Raw genomic sequence first — 16,246 nt, 5'->3', positions numbered from 1 at the left:
CTCAGCGCAGCGGGCCTCGGGCCACCGCGGCGCGCATCGCGGCCGGGTCGCCGACCGGGACGTACTCCAACCACCAGGTTGCCCCGGCGGCGGCCAGCTCACGGTGGTAGGTCCGCTCGGCGCGCTCGTCCGGGCGGCGGCGTCGCCCGCCGATCGCCACGTCGAACGGCTGGCCGTCGGCCCGGGTCGGGGGCAGGGCGGCGACGAGGTCGCGGACCTCGTCGGGGGTGAAGTCGGCCCAGCCGTCGGTGTCGGTGAGCTTGTACGGCACGATGCCGTCGGCGCGGGCCGCACGACGTCGCACCGCCCCGGCCTGGGTGCTGCCGCCGACCCAGACCGGCACGCGAGGTGACTGCACGGGCGGTGGCCGCAGCGCCACCTTCTCGGCGCGGTAGTGGGTGCCGCGATGGTCGACCTGCTCACCGGCGAGCAGGCCGGTGAGCAGGTCGAGGCCCTCGTCGAGCATCGCGGCGCGCACGGCCACCTCGGTCGGCTCACCGAACGCGGCCAGGCCCCGGTCGCCGGGGTCGCCGACACCGACCGCCACGGTGGCCCGGCCCGCGCTCAGGTGGTCGAGGGTCAGCACCTCGCGGGCCAGCTTCGCGGGGCGGCGGCGGGGCAGCGCGGTGACAGTGGTGCCCAGGCGCACCCGGTCGGTGCGCCCGGCGATCGCGGTGAGCACCAACCACGGGTCGTAGGTGAACGGGTCGTCGCCGGAGTAGTGGATCACGTAATCCTCCAGGAACACCCCGTCCCACCCGGCGCTCTCGGCAAGCTCACCCAGCTCGACCAGGGTGGACACCGCAACGGTGCCGCCACCGCAGGGAATCTCCAGTCCGTATCGCATCCGCCGACCGTAGGCCGGGGGTCAGACAGTCAGCCGCGGCGGCGGGACCGGGCGGCCCACACCGCGTACGCCGGGTCGCGGTCGAGGTTGTGCCGGTCCCGGTCGTAGCGGCGGGTGGTCCGCGGGTCGGCGTGCCCCATGGCGTCCTGCACGTCTTCGAGGGGAACACCCTCGGAGCGGGCGGTGGTGGCGAACGCGTGTCGCAGCGAGTGCGGGGACAGTCGCGCCCAGGCCGGGATGCCGGCGGCCCGGGCCAGTCGGCGGACCATCCGGAACACCGAGTGCCTGTCGAGCCGGGCGCCGCTGGCGGTGACCAGCAGGGGTCCGGTCAGGTGTGTCACCGGCACGCCGGCGGTGGCGGCCCGCTGGGCCAGGTACGCGTCCACCGCGTACGCGGTGCCCGGGGTGAGGGCGCGGCGACGCTGTTTGCCGCCCTTGCCGACGAAGCGCACGCTACGGTGGCCGCGTTCGGTGCCGAGATCGGCCAGGTTCAGCGAGACCAGCTCCCCGACCCGCAGGCCCAGATCGGCAAGCAGCGCGATCGCCGCGCGGTTGCGGGCCGCCGTCGGGCCGGTCTCCGCGTCGGCGGCGGTGAGCAGCGCGTCCACCTCCTCCGGGGTGAGCCCGACGGTGGCGGAGTGGTCCCGGTCGACGCGGGGCCGGTCCGCGCCGGAGACCGGGTTGGCGGGCACGCCGCCGAGCTTGACGAGGAAGTCGTACCAGCTGGACAGCGCCGACAACCGACGTGCCACGGTCGCCGGGGTCAACGGTCGTCCGCTGCGGGCGACGAGAGTGGACTCCAGCGTGCGGGCGTACTCGTTGACGTGCAGGAAGGTGGCCCGCAGCGGGTCCAGGTCACGGCCGGCGCACCAGCCGAGCCACGCGGTGACGTCGCGGCGGTAGGCGTCGCGGGTGTGGTCGGACAACCGACGGTTACGCAGCCACGCCTCGGTGACGTCGACCGGCCCGCTCGGCAGGGCCGGTCGGGCGGTGGGGCGGGCGAGCACGGGAGCGTCGGAGGACACCATGTGAAAAAGGTTCTCAGCAGCGGATGGGATTGCCACGCAGGCGCGCCGACGCCGGCGCGCGCGGCGGCGCGGACGGTGTCGGCTACGGTCGCACGGTGCGTGCCAGCCGGCTGGTCTCCCTGCTGCTGCTCCTGCAGGCCCGGGGGCGGATGACCGCCACCGAACTGGCCGACGCCCTGGAGGTGTCGGTTCGCACGGTGTACCGCGACGTGGAGTCGCTGGGGGCCGCCGGTGTGCCCGTGTACGCCGAGCGTGGCCCGGCCGGTGGTTACCGCCTGCTCGACGGCTACCGCACCCGGCTCACCGGCCTGACCGCCGGTGAGGCCGAGGCGTTGTTCCTGGCCGGCATGCCCGGCCCGGCCGCCGAGCTGGGCCTGGGCTCGGTGCTGGCCACAGCGGAGCTGAAGCTGAGCGCCGCGCTGCCGACGGACCTCGCCGACCGGGGCGCCCGGATCCGCCAGCGGTTCCACCTGGACGCGCCGAGCTGGTTTCGCGAACCCGAGCCGACACCACACCTGGCCGCGCTGGCGACGGCGGTGTGGGAGGACCGTCGGGTCAACGTGCGCTACCGGCGGTGGCAGGCGCCCCGCGAGGTGACCCGAACCCTCGACCCGCTCGGGGTGGTGCTCAAGGCCGGCCGTTGGTACCTGGTCGCCGCCGCGTCCGGGCAGGTGCGCACCTACCGGGTGGGGGCGATCCTGGACCTGACCGTGCTCGACGAACCCGCCGGGCGGCCGGCCGGTTTCGACCTGGCGGGCTGCTGGCAGGAGCACGCCGCCCGCTACGAGCGGGGGGTGTATCGCGCCGAGGCTCGGGTGCGGATGACCGTGGCGGCGCTGGCGCAGACGACCTACCTGTTTCCGCCCGCGATGAGCCGGGCCGCGCAGGACCGCGCCGACGCCCCGGACGCGGACGGCTGGGTCACGACGACCGTGCCGATCGAGTCGATCCGACACGGCTGCGTCGAATTGCTCAAGCTCGGCGCGCAGGCGGAGGTGCTCGCCCCGCCCGAGTTGCGGGAGCTGCTCGCCGGCACCGCCCACGCCCTCGCCGCGCTCTACCCACCGCCCGGGGACGCCGCGCCGTCGGGCGGCACGCAAGCCGGCGTCGCGGCGCCGCTCTCGGAGCCGCAAGCTGGCGTCGCGGCGCCCGAAACGCCGACGGCCGGCACCTCGGTGCAGGTGCCGGCCGTCGAGGCCGTCGTCACGATCAGGCGTTGATCTGCCGGCGCGCGTCGCCGTTGGCGGTGATGGTGGCGCGGCGGGGCTTGGCCCGCTCGGCGACGGGGATGCGCGGCGTCAGCACCCCGTCGGCTGCCGCGGCGGCCGTCAAGCGGTCAGCTCAGTCGTTTCTCGAACCAGTGCTCGGCGTACGGGCCCTGCGAGTACGCCGGGATCTCGGCGTAGCCGTGCCGGGTGTACAGGGCGCGGGCCTCGACCAGGTCGGAGCGGGTGTCGAGGCGGATGCGGTCCGCCCCGGCTGCCCGCGCCCGCTGCTCGACGGCGGCCAGCAGGGCGGCGCCCCCACCCGCGCCCCGGTACGTGGGGCGAACGAACACGCGCGTCAGCTCGGCCCAGTCGGGATGCCACCGCAGCCCGGCGCAGCCGGCCAGGGCCCCGTCGCGGTAGGCCAGCAGGAGCAGACCCCCGGGGTGCGCCAGGTCGTCGCTGGGCAGCTCGGCCAGCGCCTCGTCGACCTCGCCCGCTCGCGCCGGGCGGCAGTGGTAGCGCACCACCATCTCCGTCATGTACTCACGCAGCAGCTCTGTCGCGTCGGGATGGTCGGGACGGACGGTGGCGGTTACCCAGGCGGGCCGAACGGTGGTGGTCACCTGTCGATCATCAGTGCCCGGTCAACGGCTTTTCCGCAGCGATCCGCTGGTTGACCCCGTACTCGGGCGCGCCCGCTCGGTGGCAGGTCTACGGCGCGTCGACGGGTTGCTCGCTGACGAGGAGCACGCGACGCAGCAGGTCGGACAGCACCCGCCGCTCGGCCGGCGTCAGGGCGCCGAGCAACCGGTGCTCCTCGGCGCCCTGGACCTCCATCGCCCCGCGCCACGCGGCCTCGCCCTCGTCGGTGAGTTCCACGTCCACCCGACGACGGTCGACCGTGGACGGAATGCGGCGCACGAAGCCCCGCCGAAGCAGGGTGTCGACGCGGGCGGTGATGGAGGCGGGCGCCACGGACATGTCCGAGGCTAGATCCGAGGGAGCCGCCCGGCCACGCCTGCCGGCTAGGGCGTGCAGGGTGTCGTACTCGTGTGGCGGCAGGTCGAAGTCGGCCAGGACCCGCTCCTTGACCGCCCGCAGGTGCCGGGTCAGGTGGATCATCCGGGTCACCGCGCCCTCGACGTCCACATCGAGGTCGGGCACCACGGGCAGCCAGCGTTCGACGTGCCTGTCGACGGCGTCCGGAGTGTCGGTCACGCGGCCAGCTTAGCTCACCAACGAAATATTCATTGCCGAAAGGTTCAGCGTCGAAGTACATTGCCGGCATGGCTCACCCCCTGCGCACCCGCCCCTTCCGGCTGCTGTTCCTCGGCCGCACCGTCTCGGCCGTCGGGGACGCGGTGGTGCCCGCCGCGCTCGCCCTGGCCGTGCTGCGCGCGACCGGGTCGACCGGGGCGTTGGCAGTCGTCCTCGCCGCGGCGATGGTGCCCCGGCTGCTTCTCCTGCCGCTCGGCGGCGTCGTCGCCGACCGGTTCGCCGCCCGCCGCGTCGCCCTGCTGGCCGACCTGGTCCGCTGCGCGACCCAACTGGCGGTAGGCGTCCAGCTGCTCGGCGGCGACCCGTCGCTGACCACAGTCGTGGTGGCCTCCGCGCTCGGCGGCACCGCGTCGGCGTTCGCCATCCCGACAGCGGCGCCCCTGGTCGCCGGGACCGTCGAGCCGGCCGACCGGCAGCGGGCCAACGCCCTGATGGGAGTCACCGCCAACACCAGCCGGCTGCTCGGCCCGGCGCTTGCGGGCGTGCTGATCTGGGCCGCCGGGCCCGGCTGGGCGTTCGTCATCGACAGCGCGTCGTTCGCGCTCAGCGCCGTCCTGCTCGCGCTGGTCCGGGTCCGCCACGTGCCGGCGCCCCGCCGCTCGATCCTCACCGACCTGCGCCACGGCTTCGGCGAGGTCCGCGCTCGCGACTGGTTCTGGACCAGCCTGCTCGGGCACGGCGTGTGGAACGGCGCCGCCGCCGTGCTGATGACCCTCGGGCCGGCCATCGCCATCGACCGTCTCGGCGGCGAGGCGACCTGGGTCCTGTTGTTACAGGCCGGCGCGGTCGGCATGCTCGCCGGCTCACTGCTGGCCGGGCGGGTCCGACTGCGCCGACCGGTGCTGCTGGCCAACCTCGGGCTCGCCACCTACGCCGTGCCGCTGTTCCTGCTCGCCGCCGCCGCGCCCGCCCCGGCCGTGATCGTCACGTACGCCGTGGCGCTGACCGCCCTCGGCTATCTCAACCCGGTCTGGGAGACAGTGGTGCAGCACCAGTTTCCCCCCGAGGTCCTGGCCCGGGTCACCTCGTACGACTGGCTGGTGTCGCTGGGCGCGATGCCGCTGGGCTACGCGCTGGCGCCCCTGGCCGCCGAGGCGTTCGGTGCGCCCGTACCCCTGGCGGTCGCCGGCCTGCTGGTCCTGGCCTCCTGCGCCGGCACCTCGCTGGTGCCCGGCGTACGTCGGCTCACCTGGCCGACGGGCGTGCCACCGCAACCGGCCGAACCCGCCGGCGTGCGCTGATCACCTCGGGCCGGCCGTGCGGTGCGCGTGATGTGGACGGTCAGCGGGCGTCGAGTGCCATGGCGACGAAGCTCCGCCACGCCTGCGGGCTGATCGTGAGCGTCGCGCCGTCGCGATCTTTCGTAACGCTGTTTGCTTGTCCAGAGACTCCCGGGAAAGTGCGGTATAGACGGCGCGGCCGGCAGGGATCCGAGCCCGGCGGACGCGTTCGTGGCGGGGCCGCTTCCGCGACCAGAAACGGCCCCGCTTCCAGCAGCCGACCCAGGAGGAGAACCCGTGCCACACGCCGAAGGAAAGGCCAGGAAGTCGACGCACTCCCCGTTGCGCCCGTCGTGGCGCTGCCCGGTCTGCGGCCTCCTCTGGCCGTGCTCGACCGCGAAGCTGCGTCTGCTCGGCGAGTACCGCGAGGATCGCCCGGGTCTGTTGACCCACCTGGAGACAGTCCGGAAGCAGGCCGAAGCCGACCTCACCGTGCTCCACCCCGGTGTGGCGCTACCCGACCTGACACCGCGTTTCGTCGGCTGGGCGCAAGCCCGCTGATGGAACCTCGTCGATGTCGTGCTCGGTGATGAGCGCGGGAATCCAGGTGATGTCTTCGGGGGTGCCGTCGTGGGTGCCGTGATTGTCGTTTGCCATGTCCGCGACTCGCTGTGCATCGTCGAGGGTGGTCAGCAGCGCTGAATCTCCCGGCCGGATGCCGAGCTTGGCGAGGGCCTGGGTGTCCAGGCGGTAGCAGAGCCAGCTGTGCAGGCGGAGGCCGATATCGAAACCGAGCACCTCGAATCCGTGGACCGTACCTGGTGGGGCGGCCGTGGGTCGCGCGAGGTTCATCCGGATGGGATGCGGGAGGTCGCCGATCCACTCCTCGATCAGTGTCGCCAACCCGGTGGCCCCTGTCGCCGGCACGCTCATGCTGAGCACGTGAGCGGTGCGAGGTTCCGGAGGCGCGTGCCTGACGGCGGTGGCGGCCTGGTGCAAGGACCGGTGCCAGGGCGCGAAAAGCGGCTGTTGCCACGGCTCGATGTCCTGGTCGGCGGGGAGAAAATCGGTGAGGCAGTCGCTGACAGTGGGCACGGCGCGCGGCAGGTCGGCGGTCCAGTCCTCGCTGGCGGGAGTCCAGCGAAAGCCGGCAACGAACCCGGCCAGCACGTAGCTCACGGCGCGTGTCACCTACTCATGATCAACGAAGCCGGCGTCCGGCGCAGAGGATTATCGCGGCCGTGACGTCGATGCCGACCTCACGGGTTGTACGTACGAGGACCGTCGGTGCGCAGCCGTGCGTGCAGGTGCATGTCGTGCCAGCCGTCGGCGTGCCGCGCCGATCCCCGTACCACACCCTCCGGGGTGAAGCCCGCACCTGTGGCCACCCGGCACGACGCCGCGTTGGCTGTCGAGTGCTCCACGGCCAGCCGGTGCAACCCCGCCGCGAAGCTCCACCGGGTCAGCGCCCGCAGCGCCGCGGCGGCGATCCCCCTGCCCCGCGCGGTGGGCAGCACCCAGTACGACGCGTCCGCCGACGCCTCCACAAGCGACACCTGCCGCAGGCCCACCTGACCGACCGGTCGGTCGTCGGCGTCGACGATCGCCCAACTGGCGGCCGTCTCGGCACGCCAACGGCCGATCCACTGCGCAGTCCACGCCCTGGCCTCGGCCTCGTCGTCCAACCGGAGCACATGCCAGCGCTGGATCGCCGGACAGTCGAACGCCGCCCGGACGACCGGAGCGTCCCCGTCGTGCCACGGCCGCAGCGTCAGTCCGGGGCGTACCGGAAGGTGGGGTTGCTCCTGGGCGGCGAGGGTGCCCACGGGCAGCGCGGGCGCGACGAGCAGCGGCATCGGGCCATTATCGACTGGACGGCGTCACTCTCCGGTCGGGCCGCCCGCCAGCTCGGCGACCACGTCGAGGTGGCCGACGTGGCGGGCGTACTCCTGGACGAGGTGGAACAGCACCCGCTCCAGCGACGCCGGATCGGCGTCGTTCCAGCGCGGGCCCGGCGCGCCGATGTCCGCCAGGTCGTGCGCCGAGACCACGGCGGTGGTGTGCGCGCCCTGCGCCCGCAGCGCCGCCACCAGGTCGGAGCGGGTCTCGTCGGGAGCGACGTACCAGCGGTCGTCGCGACGGTCGCCCCACGGCTCGGCGACCGCCCGGCCCTGGAAACCCCACTCGATCCAGCGCAGCTCGACGTGGCGCAGGTGTTTGAGCAGCTCCAACGGGGTCCACCCGGACGGCAGGCGACTCTGCCGCAGCTCCGGCTCCGCCAGCGCCGACACCTTGGTCACCGCGGACTCCCGGAAGTAGTCGAGGTAGCGCAGGAACACCTCGGAGCGGCTGCCGGCCGGGCTGGTGGGCTCGGGAAAGGGAATCATGACCCGGTCGGCAGGTCGCGGCCACGCTGACGCACGCCGGCGCCGCCGTACGGGTAGTCGCCTACCAGCGGGGCGCTCGCCTCGTCCAGTAGCCGCATCTGCTCGGCGTCGAGGACCAGGTCGGCGGCGGTCAGGTTGTCGTCGAGCTGCTCGGTGGTCCGCGCGCCGAGGATCACCGAGGTGACCGCCGGTCGGGCCGCCAGCCAGGCCAACGACACCGCCGACATGGACACGCCACGCTCCCGGGCGACCTGGCCGACGGCGTCGAGCACCCGCCAGGTGCGCTCCTCGGCGTTGCGACCCGCGTACGCCTCGACGCCGCGCTGCGGGTTCTCGCCGAGCCGGGTGGCGCCGGTGGGCGCGCTGTCGCGCTGGTACTTGCCGGTCAGCCAGCCGCCACCCAGCGGCGACCACGGCAGGATGCCGATGCCCTCGTTCTCGCAGACCGGCACCAGCTCGAACTCGATCTCCCGCGCCAGCAGGTTGTACTGCGGCTGGAGGGTCACGATCGGGGTCAGGTTGAGGTGCTGGGTGAGCAGGGCTGCCTTCTGCAACTGCCACCCGGTGAAGTTGCTGACCCCCGCGTAGCGGATCTTGCCGGCGCGGACGGCGTCGTCGAAGAAGCGCAGGGTCTCCGGCAGCGGGGTCAGCGGATCCCAGGCGTGCGCCTGGTACAGGTCGACGGCCTCGACGCCGAGCCGCCGGAGGCTGGCGTCCAGGGCCCGGGTGAGGTGCACCCGGGACAGGCCGGCGTCGTTCGCCCCCGGGCCCATCGGGAACCGGCCCTTGGTGGCGATGACGAGGCGGTCACGCACGTCGGGGCGTGCCCGCAGCCAACGGCCGACGATCTCCTCGGAGATGCCTGTGGAGTAGACGTCGGCGGTGTCGAGGAAGGTGCCGCCGGCCTCGACGAACCGGTCCAGCTGCGCGAAGCTGCCCTCCTCGTCGGTCTCCGCGCCGAAGGTCATCGTGCCCAGACACAGGGTCGACACCACCGTGCCGGTGGCGCCCAGAGTGCGGTATCGCATGTCGTCCTCTCGGTCCGAGTTACCAAGCTGATCTTCGCACCTGCTCAGGGCACCCGCACCCGCAGGCGTACGGGCACCCACTCGGCGGCCGCACCGGCGATGATGGGTCGGTGACCGAGCCCGTCATCGACACCGATCGACCGCACCGGCCGGGGCCGTCGTCCGAGCCGGAGCACCTGCCGCAGCCCGGTCCACGTGCACGGGGCCCGTGGCTGCTGGCCGCGGCGACGAGCGTGACGCTGCTGCTGCTCTCCGGCCGTTACGGCTACCACCGCGACGAGCTCTACTTCTTGCTCTGCGGCCGGCACCTGGCCTGGGGCTACGTCGACCAGGGCCCGCTCGTCCCGGCGTTGGCCCGGCTGCTCGACACGATCGCGCCGGGCAACCTGGTGGTGCTGCGGACGCCGTCGGCGCTGCTGGCCGGCGTCGCCGTCCTGCTCGTCGCCGCCATCGCCCGCGAGCTGGGCGGTGGCCGCAGCGGGCAGAGCTTCGCGGCGGTGCTGGCCGCGCTGTCCGGCATCGTGCTCGCCGGCGGGCACCTGCTCAGCACCACGACCGTCGACCTGCTGGTCTGGCTCGCCGTGGCGTGGTGCGCGGTGCGGTTGCTGCGCACCGGGGACAGCCGGTGGGCGCTCGCGCTCGGGCTGGTGCTCGGCGTGGGCATGCTCAACAAGCTGCTGCCCGCGCTGCTGGCCGTGGGTCTGCTCGCCGGGGTGCTGATCGCCGGGCCGCGTCGACTGCTCCGCGACAGAGGGGTGCTCGCCGCCGCCGGGATCGCCGTACTGCTGGCCGCCCCGAACCTGATCTGGCAGGCCGCGCACGGTTTTCCGCAGCTCGGCGTCGCCGCCTCCATCGCCGACGGTGACGGCTCCTACAGCGGGCGCATCGACGCCTTCACTCTGCAGTTCCTCATCATCAGCCCGTACGCCGTGCCGATCTGGATCGCCGGCCTCGTCGCGTTGCTGCGCCGGCCGGCGTGGCGGGCGTACCGCGCGGTGGGTTGGGCCTGGGTCGTCGTGGTCGGCATCGTCCTTGTCGCCGGCGGCAAGGGTTACTACGACGCGCCTCTGCTGCTCGTGCTCGCCGCCGCGGGCGCGGTGGTGACAGTCGCCTGGGCGTCGCGGGGGTCGGTGTGGCTGCGGCGGGGGGTGCTCGCGGCGGGCGCGGTGCCGTTCCTCCTGCCCACCGTGGTGCTGCTGCTGCCGGTGCTGCCTGCCGAGCGGCTGCCCGCTTTCGTGGTCGACGTCAACTACGACGCCGGCGAGACCATCGGCTGGCCGGCGTTCGCCGACTCGGTCGCCGCCGTCCATCGTGGCCTGCCGCCGCAGGAGCGCGCACGGGCGGTCATCCTCACCGGCAACTACGGGGAGGCCGGGGCACTCGCCCGCTACGGGCCGGCCCGTGGGCTCCCCCGGGCGTACTCCGGGCACAACAGCATGATCGATTTCGGTCGTCCACCCGCCGAGGCGGACGTGGTCGTCGCGGTCGGCTGGGAGCGTCCCGACGCGCTGAACGCCTGGTTCGACGACTGCGTGCTCGCCGGGCGGGTGGATCAGCGGGTCGAGGTGGACAACGACGAGAACGGCGGCCCGATCTTCGTGTGTCGAGGGCTGCGGCGTCCGTGGGCGCAGATCTGGGACACCGAGGTCCGCCGCGCCGGCTGAGCGCGGTCAGCCGGCGCTGCCGCCGGTGAGCCAGGCGCTGACGCCGGCCAGGGCCTCGGGGCCGGAGTCGACGTCGACGTCGCGGGCGAGGTCGGCGATCGTGACCTCGGCCAGGGCCGCGCGCCACGCCTTCTCGGCGCTCGCCATGGCACGCGCTATCGGGCACGCGCGGGTGCAGGCGTCGGGTGGGGTGGCCAGGGGGCCGCGCTGACGGATCTCGGTGCAGACGAAGGCGGGCCCCGGCCCGTCGACGGCGTGGACCACGTCGAGCAGGCTGATGCTCTCCGGAGCGCGGGTCAGCGCGTAGCCGCCCGCCTTGCCCTGCACGGAATGAATGAGCCCGGCGCGGGCAAGCGCCTGGAGCTGTTTGGCGAGGTAGCTGCCGGAGACGTCGTGCAGCTCCGCGAGCCGGGCGGCCGGGACGGGCCTGCTGCTGGCCGTGAGCACGACACAGCAGTGCAGCGCCCACTCGACCCCGCCGGACATCTTCATCGTCTCACCCTAGCCACCCCGATACTCGGACCCTACCTGTCCGAGTATAGTTCTCGGACATAGGAAGTCCGAGTTAAGTGTCGTAGCGGCATGGCGGACAAAACGGACAGGAAAGGTGGTACGGACATGAGGATCGCCGTGATGGGCGGGACCGGACTGATCGGGTCCCAGGTCGTCCGGATCCTGCAGGCGGCCGGGCACGACGCGGTTGCGCACTCGCAGTCGACCGGGGTCGACCTCCTCAGCGGACAGGGTCTGCCCGAGGCGCTCAAGGACGCCGAGGTCGTCGTCAACCTGACGAACTCGCCGACCTTCGACGACGCCTCCCCCGCCTTCTTCCAGACGACCATGGACAACCTCCTGACGGCCGCCGAGCGGGCCGGCGTCGGCCACGCGGTGATCCTGTCCATCGTCGGCGTCGACCAGGTGCCCGACCTGGCCTACTACCGCGCGAAGGTGCTCCAGGAGGACATCCTCAAGGCCAGCGCGGTGCCGTACTCGATCGTCCGCGCCACCCAGTTCTTCGAGTTCGTCGACGCGGTCCTTTCCTGGACCGCCGACGAGAACACCGTCCGCCTGCCCCGCACCCCCGTGCAGCCGATGGCCGCGGCCGACGTGGCCCAGGCCGTCGCCGACGTCAGCGTGGGCGCACCCCTGCGGGGCGTACGCAACGTCGCCGGCCCCGACGTGTTCCCGCTCGACGAACTGGGCCGGATCACACTCGCCGCGCACGGCGACCAGCGCACCGTCACCACCGACGACAGCGCCGGCATGTTCGCCGCCGTCCCGGGCGACGTGCTGATCGCCAAGGAGGACGCCGTCAACGCGCCGACGTCCTACCGGGAGTGGCTGGCGCGCTGACCCTCACCAGTGGTGTTCCGGCGCATAGCCTCCGCGCCGGAACACCACACCCACCTCGGCGCCGCAGAAGCTGCGTCACGATCGGCGGCACGTGGCCGCCGGGCGGCAGGTCGCGCTGCGGCGACCCGCAGCCGCTGCGCGACCACGTCGATTCCTCACCTGTCGGCGGGGCGCCGCGCGTGCCGGTCACCTCTTCGGACGGACCGGCCCGGGATGCGGAACGCTCAGGTGCGAGCGGGGCGACCGGCGCGCGCCGGCCCGACGCCGCGACAGCGAACGGATCAGGCCGGCGTGCACCCGCTGCTCGTCACGGGTGCTGAGCCCGAGCTGATTGTGCAGCAGGTGCACCAGGTCGAACGTCATCGTGCTCTCGTAGCCGGGTGCGCGGCGGAACGCCTCCAGCAGGTGTGACCAGCAGGTCAGCGGGTGACGTTCGGTCTTGAGTGCGGTGGCGATCCGCCGCCAGCGCACGCTCGGCAGCGCGGCCTCGGACGTGACGAACTCGCTGTCGCCACGCAGGGCGGGGCAGCTGCGCATGGCCGCCACCATCGCCAGGTCCACGGCGGCGCCGAGACGGGCCTGCCGCCCCGGGGTCATCCCGATCAGGTCGACCGCCACGTCGACGAGCCGTGGATCGCGCGCCGGCGGAGCGGCGAGGTGCGGCACGTGCACGGGCCCCTCCGCCCCGACCGCCGCGCAGAGCCCCGCCAGTCGCGCCGCCAGCAGTCGAGGCGCGCTGCCGAGCAGGTGCAGACAGACCACCCGTGGCGACTGCCGGGTGAACGACCAGGCGGACAGCTCGCCGGTGGCCTGAAGGCCGTGCAGCAGCGGGCTGATGCCCCGGGTGAGGAACGCGTCGGCCACTGCGGCGCGTGGCGGCAAAAGACACTGAAATGCGTGCCATCGTTCCGACTCGCTCGGCATCACCTCCGCATCTGACGAATTGTCCAGATAGGATCGATAATGAACGGTCATCCGAAGTCCCCCCAGAAGGCGTCGCACCGCCGGGGTCGACATTAAGCGACGGGGAACGATGCGACAGTAGGGGAAACCCCACATTGTCGTGAACTCACCGCAACCGCCAGTGTGCGCTGTGTCAAGAACCAAGTCCGCTATTTCGGTTTATGGGCATCAACATTTGCTCTCTTCGGCGATAGGACCAACCTGTCCCGCCATCGCAGTTCTTGGCACGCGGACCTAGAGTTGCATCTGCCGCTCGCCCGAGCGCCGGCAATTGGCACCGCCGGTATCGGGCACGCCGAGAGGCCCGAACGGGACAGATCCTGGGGGTGGCAGTTGAAGCTGGGCCAACGCGCGCCGCACCACCGCGTCCGACCAGGCCGTCAGGCCGTCGGCGCACCGCACAACAGGCGTCCGACCCGATGGCGTACGCCGATGGGCCGCGCCGCGCGGATGTCCGTCGTGGGGGGCCGATGAACATCAGCGAGGAGGAGTTCGCCCCGCCACCGTCGGGCGACCCTCTCGACCCCCTGGTCGGGCGTAACTGTGCGCTCGACCTGTTCGACCGCGCCCTGGCCGGGGTCCGCGACGGCCAACCCGCAATGATCGAGTTCGTGGGTGACCCCGGCACCGGCAAGACGCGGCTGCTGCGTGAGGTCGCCGCGCGAGCCCGACGAGCCGGGGTGCCGGTGCTCGCCGCGGCCGGCCGCGACGGCCAGCAGGTCGGGCAGGTGATCACCGCGCTGACGGACGAGTCCTGCGCTGCGGTACGCGCCGGTGGGCCGCCGCTGCTGCTCCTGGACGACCTGCACAGCGCGTCACCCGAGACGGCCACGCTGCTGCGTCGGCTCGCGCAGGCCCCGCCCCCGGGTCTGCTGTGGGTCAGCGCGTACCGGCCGCGGCAGATGCCCTCGCGCGTGACCACCGCGCTCGCCGCGGGCACCTACCTGAGCCGGCGGGCGGTCACCCTGACACCGTTGGACCGGGCCAGCGTCGCCACGCTGCTCGGCCTGACGGAGGGACGCGCGGCGCAGCGGGTCCACGTGCTCTCCGGCGGCGTGCCCCGCTACGTCCTGGCCTATCGCCCGGGCGCCCTGGACGGCCCGGTCGCCGCCCTGCGTGGCCTGCCCGCCGAGCTGCCCGTCGATGTCACGGGCGCGGTCCAGCTCGACCTCGACGCGCTCACCGACGAGCAGCGGGAGATGCTGGAGGCCGTCTCGGTGCGCCCGGACGGATTCGAGCCCGCGCTCGCCGCGGCGCTCGCCGATCGTGGCCCGGAGGTCACCAGCGACCTGCTCGACGCGCTGGTGGCCGCGGACCTGCTGCGGACCGACCCCACCGAGGCGTCGACGCTGCGGTTCCGCCACGAGGTGGACCGCACGGTGGTGTACCGCGCGCTGTCCCCCGGCCGACGGCGACGCCTGCACGCGACGGCGGCCCGCGTGCTGCGCGAGCTGGGGCATCCGGTCAGCCGGTACGCCGAGCACCTGTCGGCGAGCGGGCAGTGCGCCGAACCGGCGACCGCCGACGCGCTCATCGAGGCCGCGGAGAGCGGTCTCGTGCCCCGGCTCGCCGCGATCCGGTGGATGACAAACGTCCAGCGGCTGCTGCCCGCCGCCGAGGTCACCGAGCCACGCCGTACGCGGCTGGAGTTCGCGATGGCTGACGCGCTTGTCGGCGCGGGTCAACTGCGCCAGGCCCGCACCCTGCTCCAGGAGCTGACCCGCCGTCCGCTCGCCACCCGCGACCAGCGGCTGCGGGCGGTTGCCGCACGGGCGCGGGTGGAGCGGTTGCTGGGCCGCCCGTTCGACGCGTACGCGCTGCTGCTGCCGTACCGGGACGGGCCGGAGGAGCCGCACGGTGGGTTCCTGCTGACAGTCGAGGCGGCGATCGCCGGCGCCCTCTGCGGAGCGCCGGACACGGCGGAGCACGCCCGGACTCTGAGCGCGTTGGCCGAGCGCACCGGCTCGGCGGTCTGCGCGACCACAGCGGCGGTGGTGCAGTCGTTCGTGGCCGCGTACACCGACTGCGGGATCCGGGTGCAGGAGACGCTGGACCGGGCGTCGTCCGAGGTGGACGCGTTCGCCGACACCGACCTCGCTCGGTATCCGGACCTGTTGGCCCTGCTGGGTTGGGCCGAGTACTTCCACGAGCGGGAGCGCTCGGCCCTGCACCACTTCGACCGTGCGCTGGACATCTGCTGCCGCGCGGGTCTCGTGGCGCTGACCCCCTGGCTGCTGCTCGGCCGGAGCGCGGTGACCGCCCGACTGGGCAGCCTGGACCGGGCCCGGATCGAGGGTGAGGACGCCGAGGAGGTGGCCGTCGCCATGGGCATCGACCCGATGGTGGCGCTGGCACGGGCGTACCGGGCCATCGCGGTGGCGTGGCGCAGCGGCCCGGCGGCGGCCCGCCACCTGGCCGACGCCGCCGTGCTGGACGCCGGCACCCGCCGCGAGAACTGGTACGACGGGGCGAGTCAGCGGGTGTCGGTGCGTCTGCGGTTCCTCGCCGGGGACCGGGCCGGCTCGACGTCGACGTTGCTGCGCGCCTGCGGCGGTGACGGTCTCGACCAGGTCGAGGTGACCAACCGGGCCTGCTGGGCCTCGGCCCTGGCCGAGATGGCCCACAAGGCCGGTCGGTGCGACGAGGCCGCGCGCTGGTTGGCAGTGGCGGAGGGGTACGCCGAGCGGTTGGGGCTGCGGGGGCAGAGCGCGTTGACCCGGACCACCCGGGCGCGGCTGACCCTGGAGGTCGATCCGCGCTGTGCCGCGGAGCTGGCCGCCGCGGCGGCGGACTCGTTCGCGAGTCTGGGGTGGAGACTGGAGGAGGCGTCGGCGCGGTTGGTGCGGGCGCGCGCTCTGTGCGAGGCCCGGGAGTGGTCGGCGGCGGAGGTCGAACTCGCCGAGACCCGCCGCATCGCGGAGCTTGTCGACTCCCCGCCGCTGCGACGCTCGGTGGCAGGCGAGCAGAGCCGCGCCGCCGGGGCCGCGGGCCGTCTGCCGGCCGCGGCGGCGGGCGGGGAGCTGACCCTGACGCGGCGGGAGTGGGACATCGCCCGGCTGGTGGCGGCCGGCGCGAGCAACGCCGAGGCGGCGGACCAGGTGTACGTGACAGTCAAGACGGTGGAGGCTCACCTGACCCGCATCTTCCGCAAGACGGGGGTGTCGTCACGGGCCGGGCTGGCCGCGTTGCTGGTGTCCCGGGCTGTCGACCCGCGAACCTCGACAGAGGATCGCGGGTCTGCGACCCGGAGAGCCCGATTTGATCGTTGAT

17 protein-coding genes are annotated in these 16,246 nt (G+C 73.4%); 6 read left to right on the top strand and 11 right to left on the bottom strand.

Features of this window, described 5'->3' with window-relative positions; all coding sequences use genetic code 11:
- Nucleotide 1 precedes the first annotated feature (1 nt).
- Both OOJ91_RS03795 and OOJ91_RS03790 read right to left on the bottom strand, forming a co-directional pair.
- Entirely contained in the window at nt 2-847 is an 846-nt protein-coding gene (locus tag OOJ91_RS03795) for an LLM class flavin-dependent oxidoreductase (RefSeq protein ID WP_266242480.1), read from the bottom strand.
- A gap of 29 nt (nt 848-876) precedes the next feature.
- Nucleotides 877-1,875, bottom strand: a complete 999-nt coding sequence (locus OOJ91_RS03790; protein ID WP_266242478.1) for a tyrosine-type recombinase/integrase — start codon at nt 1,873-1,875, stop codon at nt 877-879.
- Between the two features lie 23 nt (nt 1,876-1,898).
- Here OOJ91_RS03790 and OOJ91_RS03785 point away from each other — a divergent pair, with 23 nt between their 5' ends.
- On the top strand, nt 1,899-3,095 hold the full coding sequence (locus OOJ91_RS03785) for a helix-turn-helix transcriptional regulator (RefSeq protein ID WP_266242476.1): 1,197 nt from the start codon (nt 1,899-1,901) through the stop codon (nt 3,093-3,095).
- Here OOJ91_RS03785 and OOJ91_RS03780 read toward each other — a convergent pair.
- The 3 genes from OOJ91_RS03780 to OOJ91_RS03770 all read right to left on the bottom strand — a co-directional run bounded on the left by OOJ91_RS03780 (nt 3,085) and on the right by OOJ91_RS03770 (nt 4,301).
- On the bottom strand, nt 3,085-3,207 hold the full coding sequence (locus OOJ91_RS03780; protein ID WP_266242474.1) for a hypothetical protein: 123 nt from the start codon (nt 3,205-3,207) through the stop codon (nt 3,085-3,087). The two genes, OOJ91_RS03785 and OOJ91_RS03780, sit on opposite strands and share 11 nt — an antisense overlap.
- A gap of 4 nt (nt 3,208-3,211) precedes the next feature.
- Nucleotides 3,212-3,706 (bottom strand): GNAT family N-acetyltransferase, encoded by a 495-nt coding sequence (locus tag OOJ91_RS03775; RefSeq protein ID WP_266242472.1) that lies wholly within the window; start codon nt 3,704-3,706, stop codon nt 3,212-3,214.
- A gap of 88 nt (nt 3,707-3,794) precedes the next feature.
- Entirely contained in the window at nt 3,795-4,301 is a 507-nt protein-coding gene (locus OOJ91_RS03770) for a MarR family winged helix-turn-helix transcriptional regulator (RefSeq protein ID WP_266242470.1), read from the bottom strand.
- A 68-nt stretch (nt 4,302-4,369) separates the two neighbouring features.
- On the opposite strand from OOJ91_RS03770, the gene OOJ91_RS03765 reads away from it, so the two are divergent.
- Both OOJ91_RS03765 and OOJ91_RS03760 read left to right on the top strand, forming a co-directional pair.
- A complete protein-coding gene (locus OOJ91_RS03765) occupies nt 4,370-5,602 on the top strand; it encodes an MFS transporter (protein ID WP_266242468.1) in 1,233 nt (410 codons plus the stop codon).
- A gap of 276 nt (nt 5,603-5,878) precedes the next feature.
- Nucleotides 5,879-6,142, top strand: coding sequence for a flavin reductase (locus OOJ91_RS03760; RefSeq protein WP_266242466.1), 264 nt, complete (start codon nt 5,879-5,881; stop codon nt 6,140-6,142).
- Here the strand turns inward: OOJ91_RS03760 and OOJ91_RS03755 are convergent.
- The 4 genes from OOJ91_RS03755 to OOJ91_RS03740 form a co-directional block, all read right to left on the bottom strand.
- On the bottom strand, nt 6,095-6,760 hold the full coding sequence (locus tag OOJ91_RS03755; RefSeq protein WP_266242462.1) for a hypothetical protein: 666 nt from the start codon (nt 6,758-6,760) through the stop codon (nt 6,095-6,097). The two genes, OOJ91_RS03760 and OOJ91_RS03755, sit on opposite strands and share 48 nt — an antisense overlap.
- 80 nt (nt 6,761-6,840) lie before the next feature.
- Complete coding sequence (locus OOJ91_RS03750) at nt 6,841-7,437, bottom strand: GNAT family N-acetyltransferase (protein ID WP_266242459.1); 597 nt, start codon at nt 7,435-7,437, stop codon at nt 6,841-6,843.
- 24 nt (nt 7,438-7,461) lie between these two features.
- Complete coding sequence (locus tag OOJ91_RS03745) at nt 7,462-7,968, bottom strand: mycothiol transferase (RefSeq protein ID WP_266242457.1); 507 nt, start codon at nt 7,966-7,968, stop codon at nt 7,462-7,464.
- Nucleotides 7,965-8,996: an aldo/keto reductase gene (locus OOJ91_RS03740; protein ID WP_266242455.1), complete on the bottom strand. Its 1,032-nt coding sequence runs from the start codon at nt 8,994-8,996 to the stop codon at nt 7,965-7,967. Before OOJ91_RS03740 ends, OOJ91_RS03745 begins: the two co-directional genes overlap by 4 nt.
- Nucleotides 8,997-9,106: 110 nt before the next feature.
- On the opposite strand from OOJ91_RS03740, the gene OOJ91_RS03735 reads away from it, so the two are divergent.
- Entirely contained in the window at nt 9,107-10,660 is a 1,554-nt protein-coding gene (locus tag OOJ91_RS03735) for a glycosyltransferase family 39 protein (RefSeq protein WP_266242453.1), read from the top strand.
- Nucleotides 10,661-10,666: 6 nt separating this feature from the next.
- On the opposite strand, the gene OOJ91_RS03730 is transcribed toward OOJ91_RS03735, so the two are convergent.
- Nucleotides 10,667-11,152: an RrF2 family transcriptional regulator gene (locus tag OOJ91_RS03730; RefSeq protein ID WP_266242451.1), complete on the bottom strand. Its 486-nt coding sequence runs from the start codon at nt 11,150-11,152 to the stop codon at nt 10,667-10,669.
- A 126-nt stretch (nt 11,153-11,278) separates the two neighbouring features.
- Here OOJ91_RS03730 and OOJ91_RS03725 point away from each other — a divergent pair, with 126 nt between their 5' ends.
- On the top strand, nt 11,279-12,013 hold the full coding sequence (locus OOJ91_RS03725; RefSeq protein WP_266242449.1) for an SDR family oxidoreductase: 735 nt from the start codon (nt 11,279-11,281) through the stop codon (nt 12,011-12,013).
- A gap of 186 nt (nt 12,014-12,199) precedes the next feature.
- On the opposite strand, the gene OOJ91_RS03720 is transcribed toward OOJ91_RS03725, so the two are convergent.
- On the bottom strand, nt 12,200-12,877 hold the full coding sequence (locus tag OOJ91_RS03720) for a hypothetical protein (protein ID WP_266242447.1): 678 nt from the start codon (nt 12,875-12,877) through the stop codon (nt 12,200-12,202).
- A gap of 569 nt (nt 12,878-13,446) precedes the next feature.
- Between OOJ91_RS03720 and OOJ91_RS03715 the strand changes: the two genes are divergently transcribed.
- On the top strand, nt 13,447-16,245 hold the full coding sequence (locus tag OOJ91_RS03715; protein ID WP_266242444.1) for a helix-turn-helix transcriptional regulator: 2,799 nt from the start codon (nt 13,447-13,449) through the stop codon (nt 16,243-16,245).
- Nucleotide 16,246 lies beyond the last annotated feature (1 nt).

The organism is Micromonospora lupini, from assembly GCF_026342015.1.
In the GTDB taxonomy this organism is placed as follows: domain Bacteria; phylum Actinomycetota; class Actinomycetes; order Mycobacteriales; family Micromonosporaceae; genus Micromonospora; species Micromonospora lupini_B.
The sequence above is the reverse complement of the archived record's forward strand: the minus strand, read 5'-3'. Positions and strand labels throughout refer to the sequence as shown.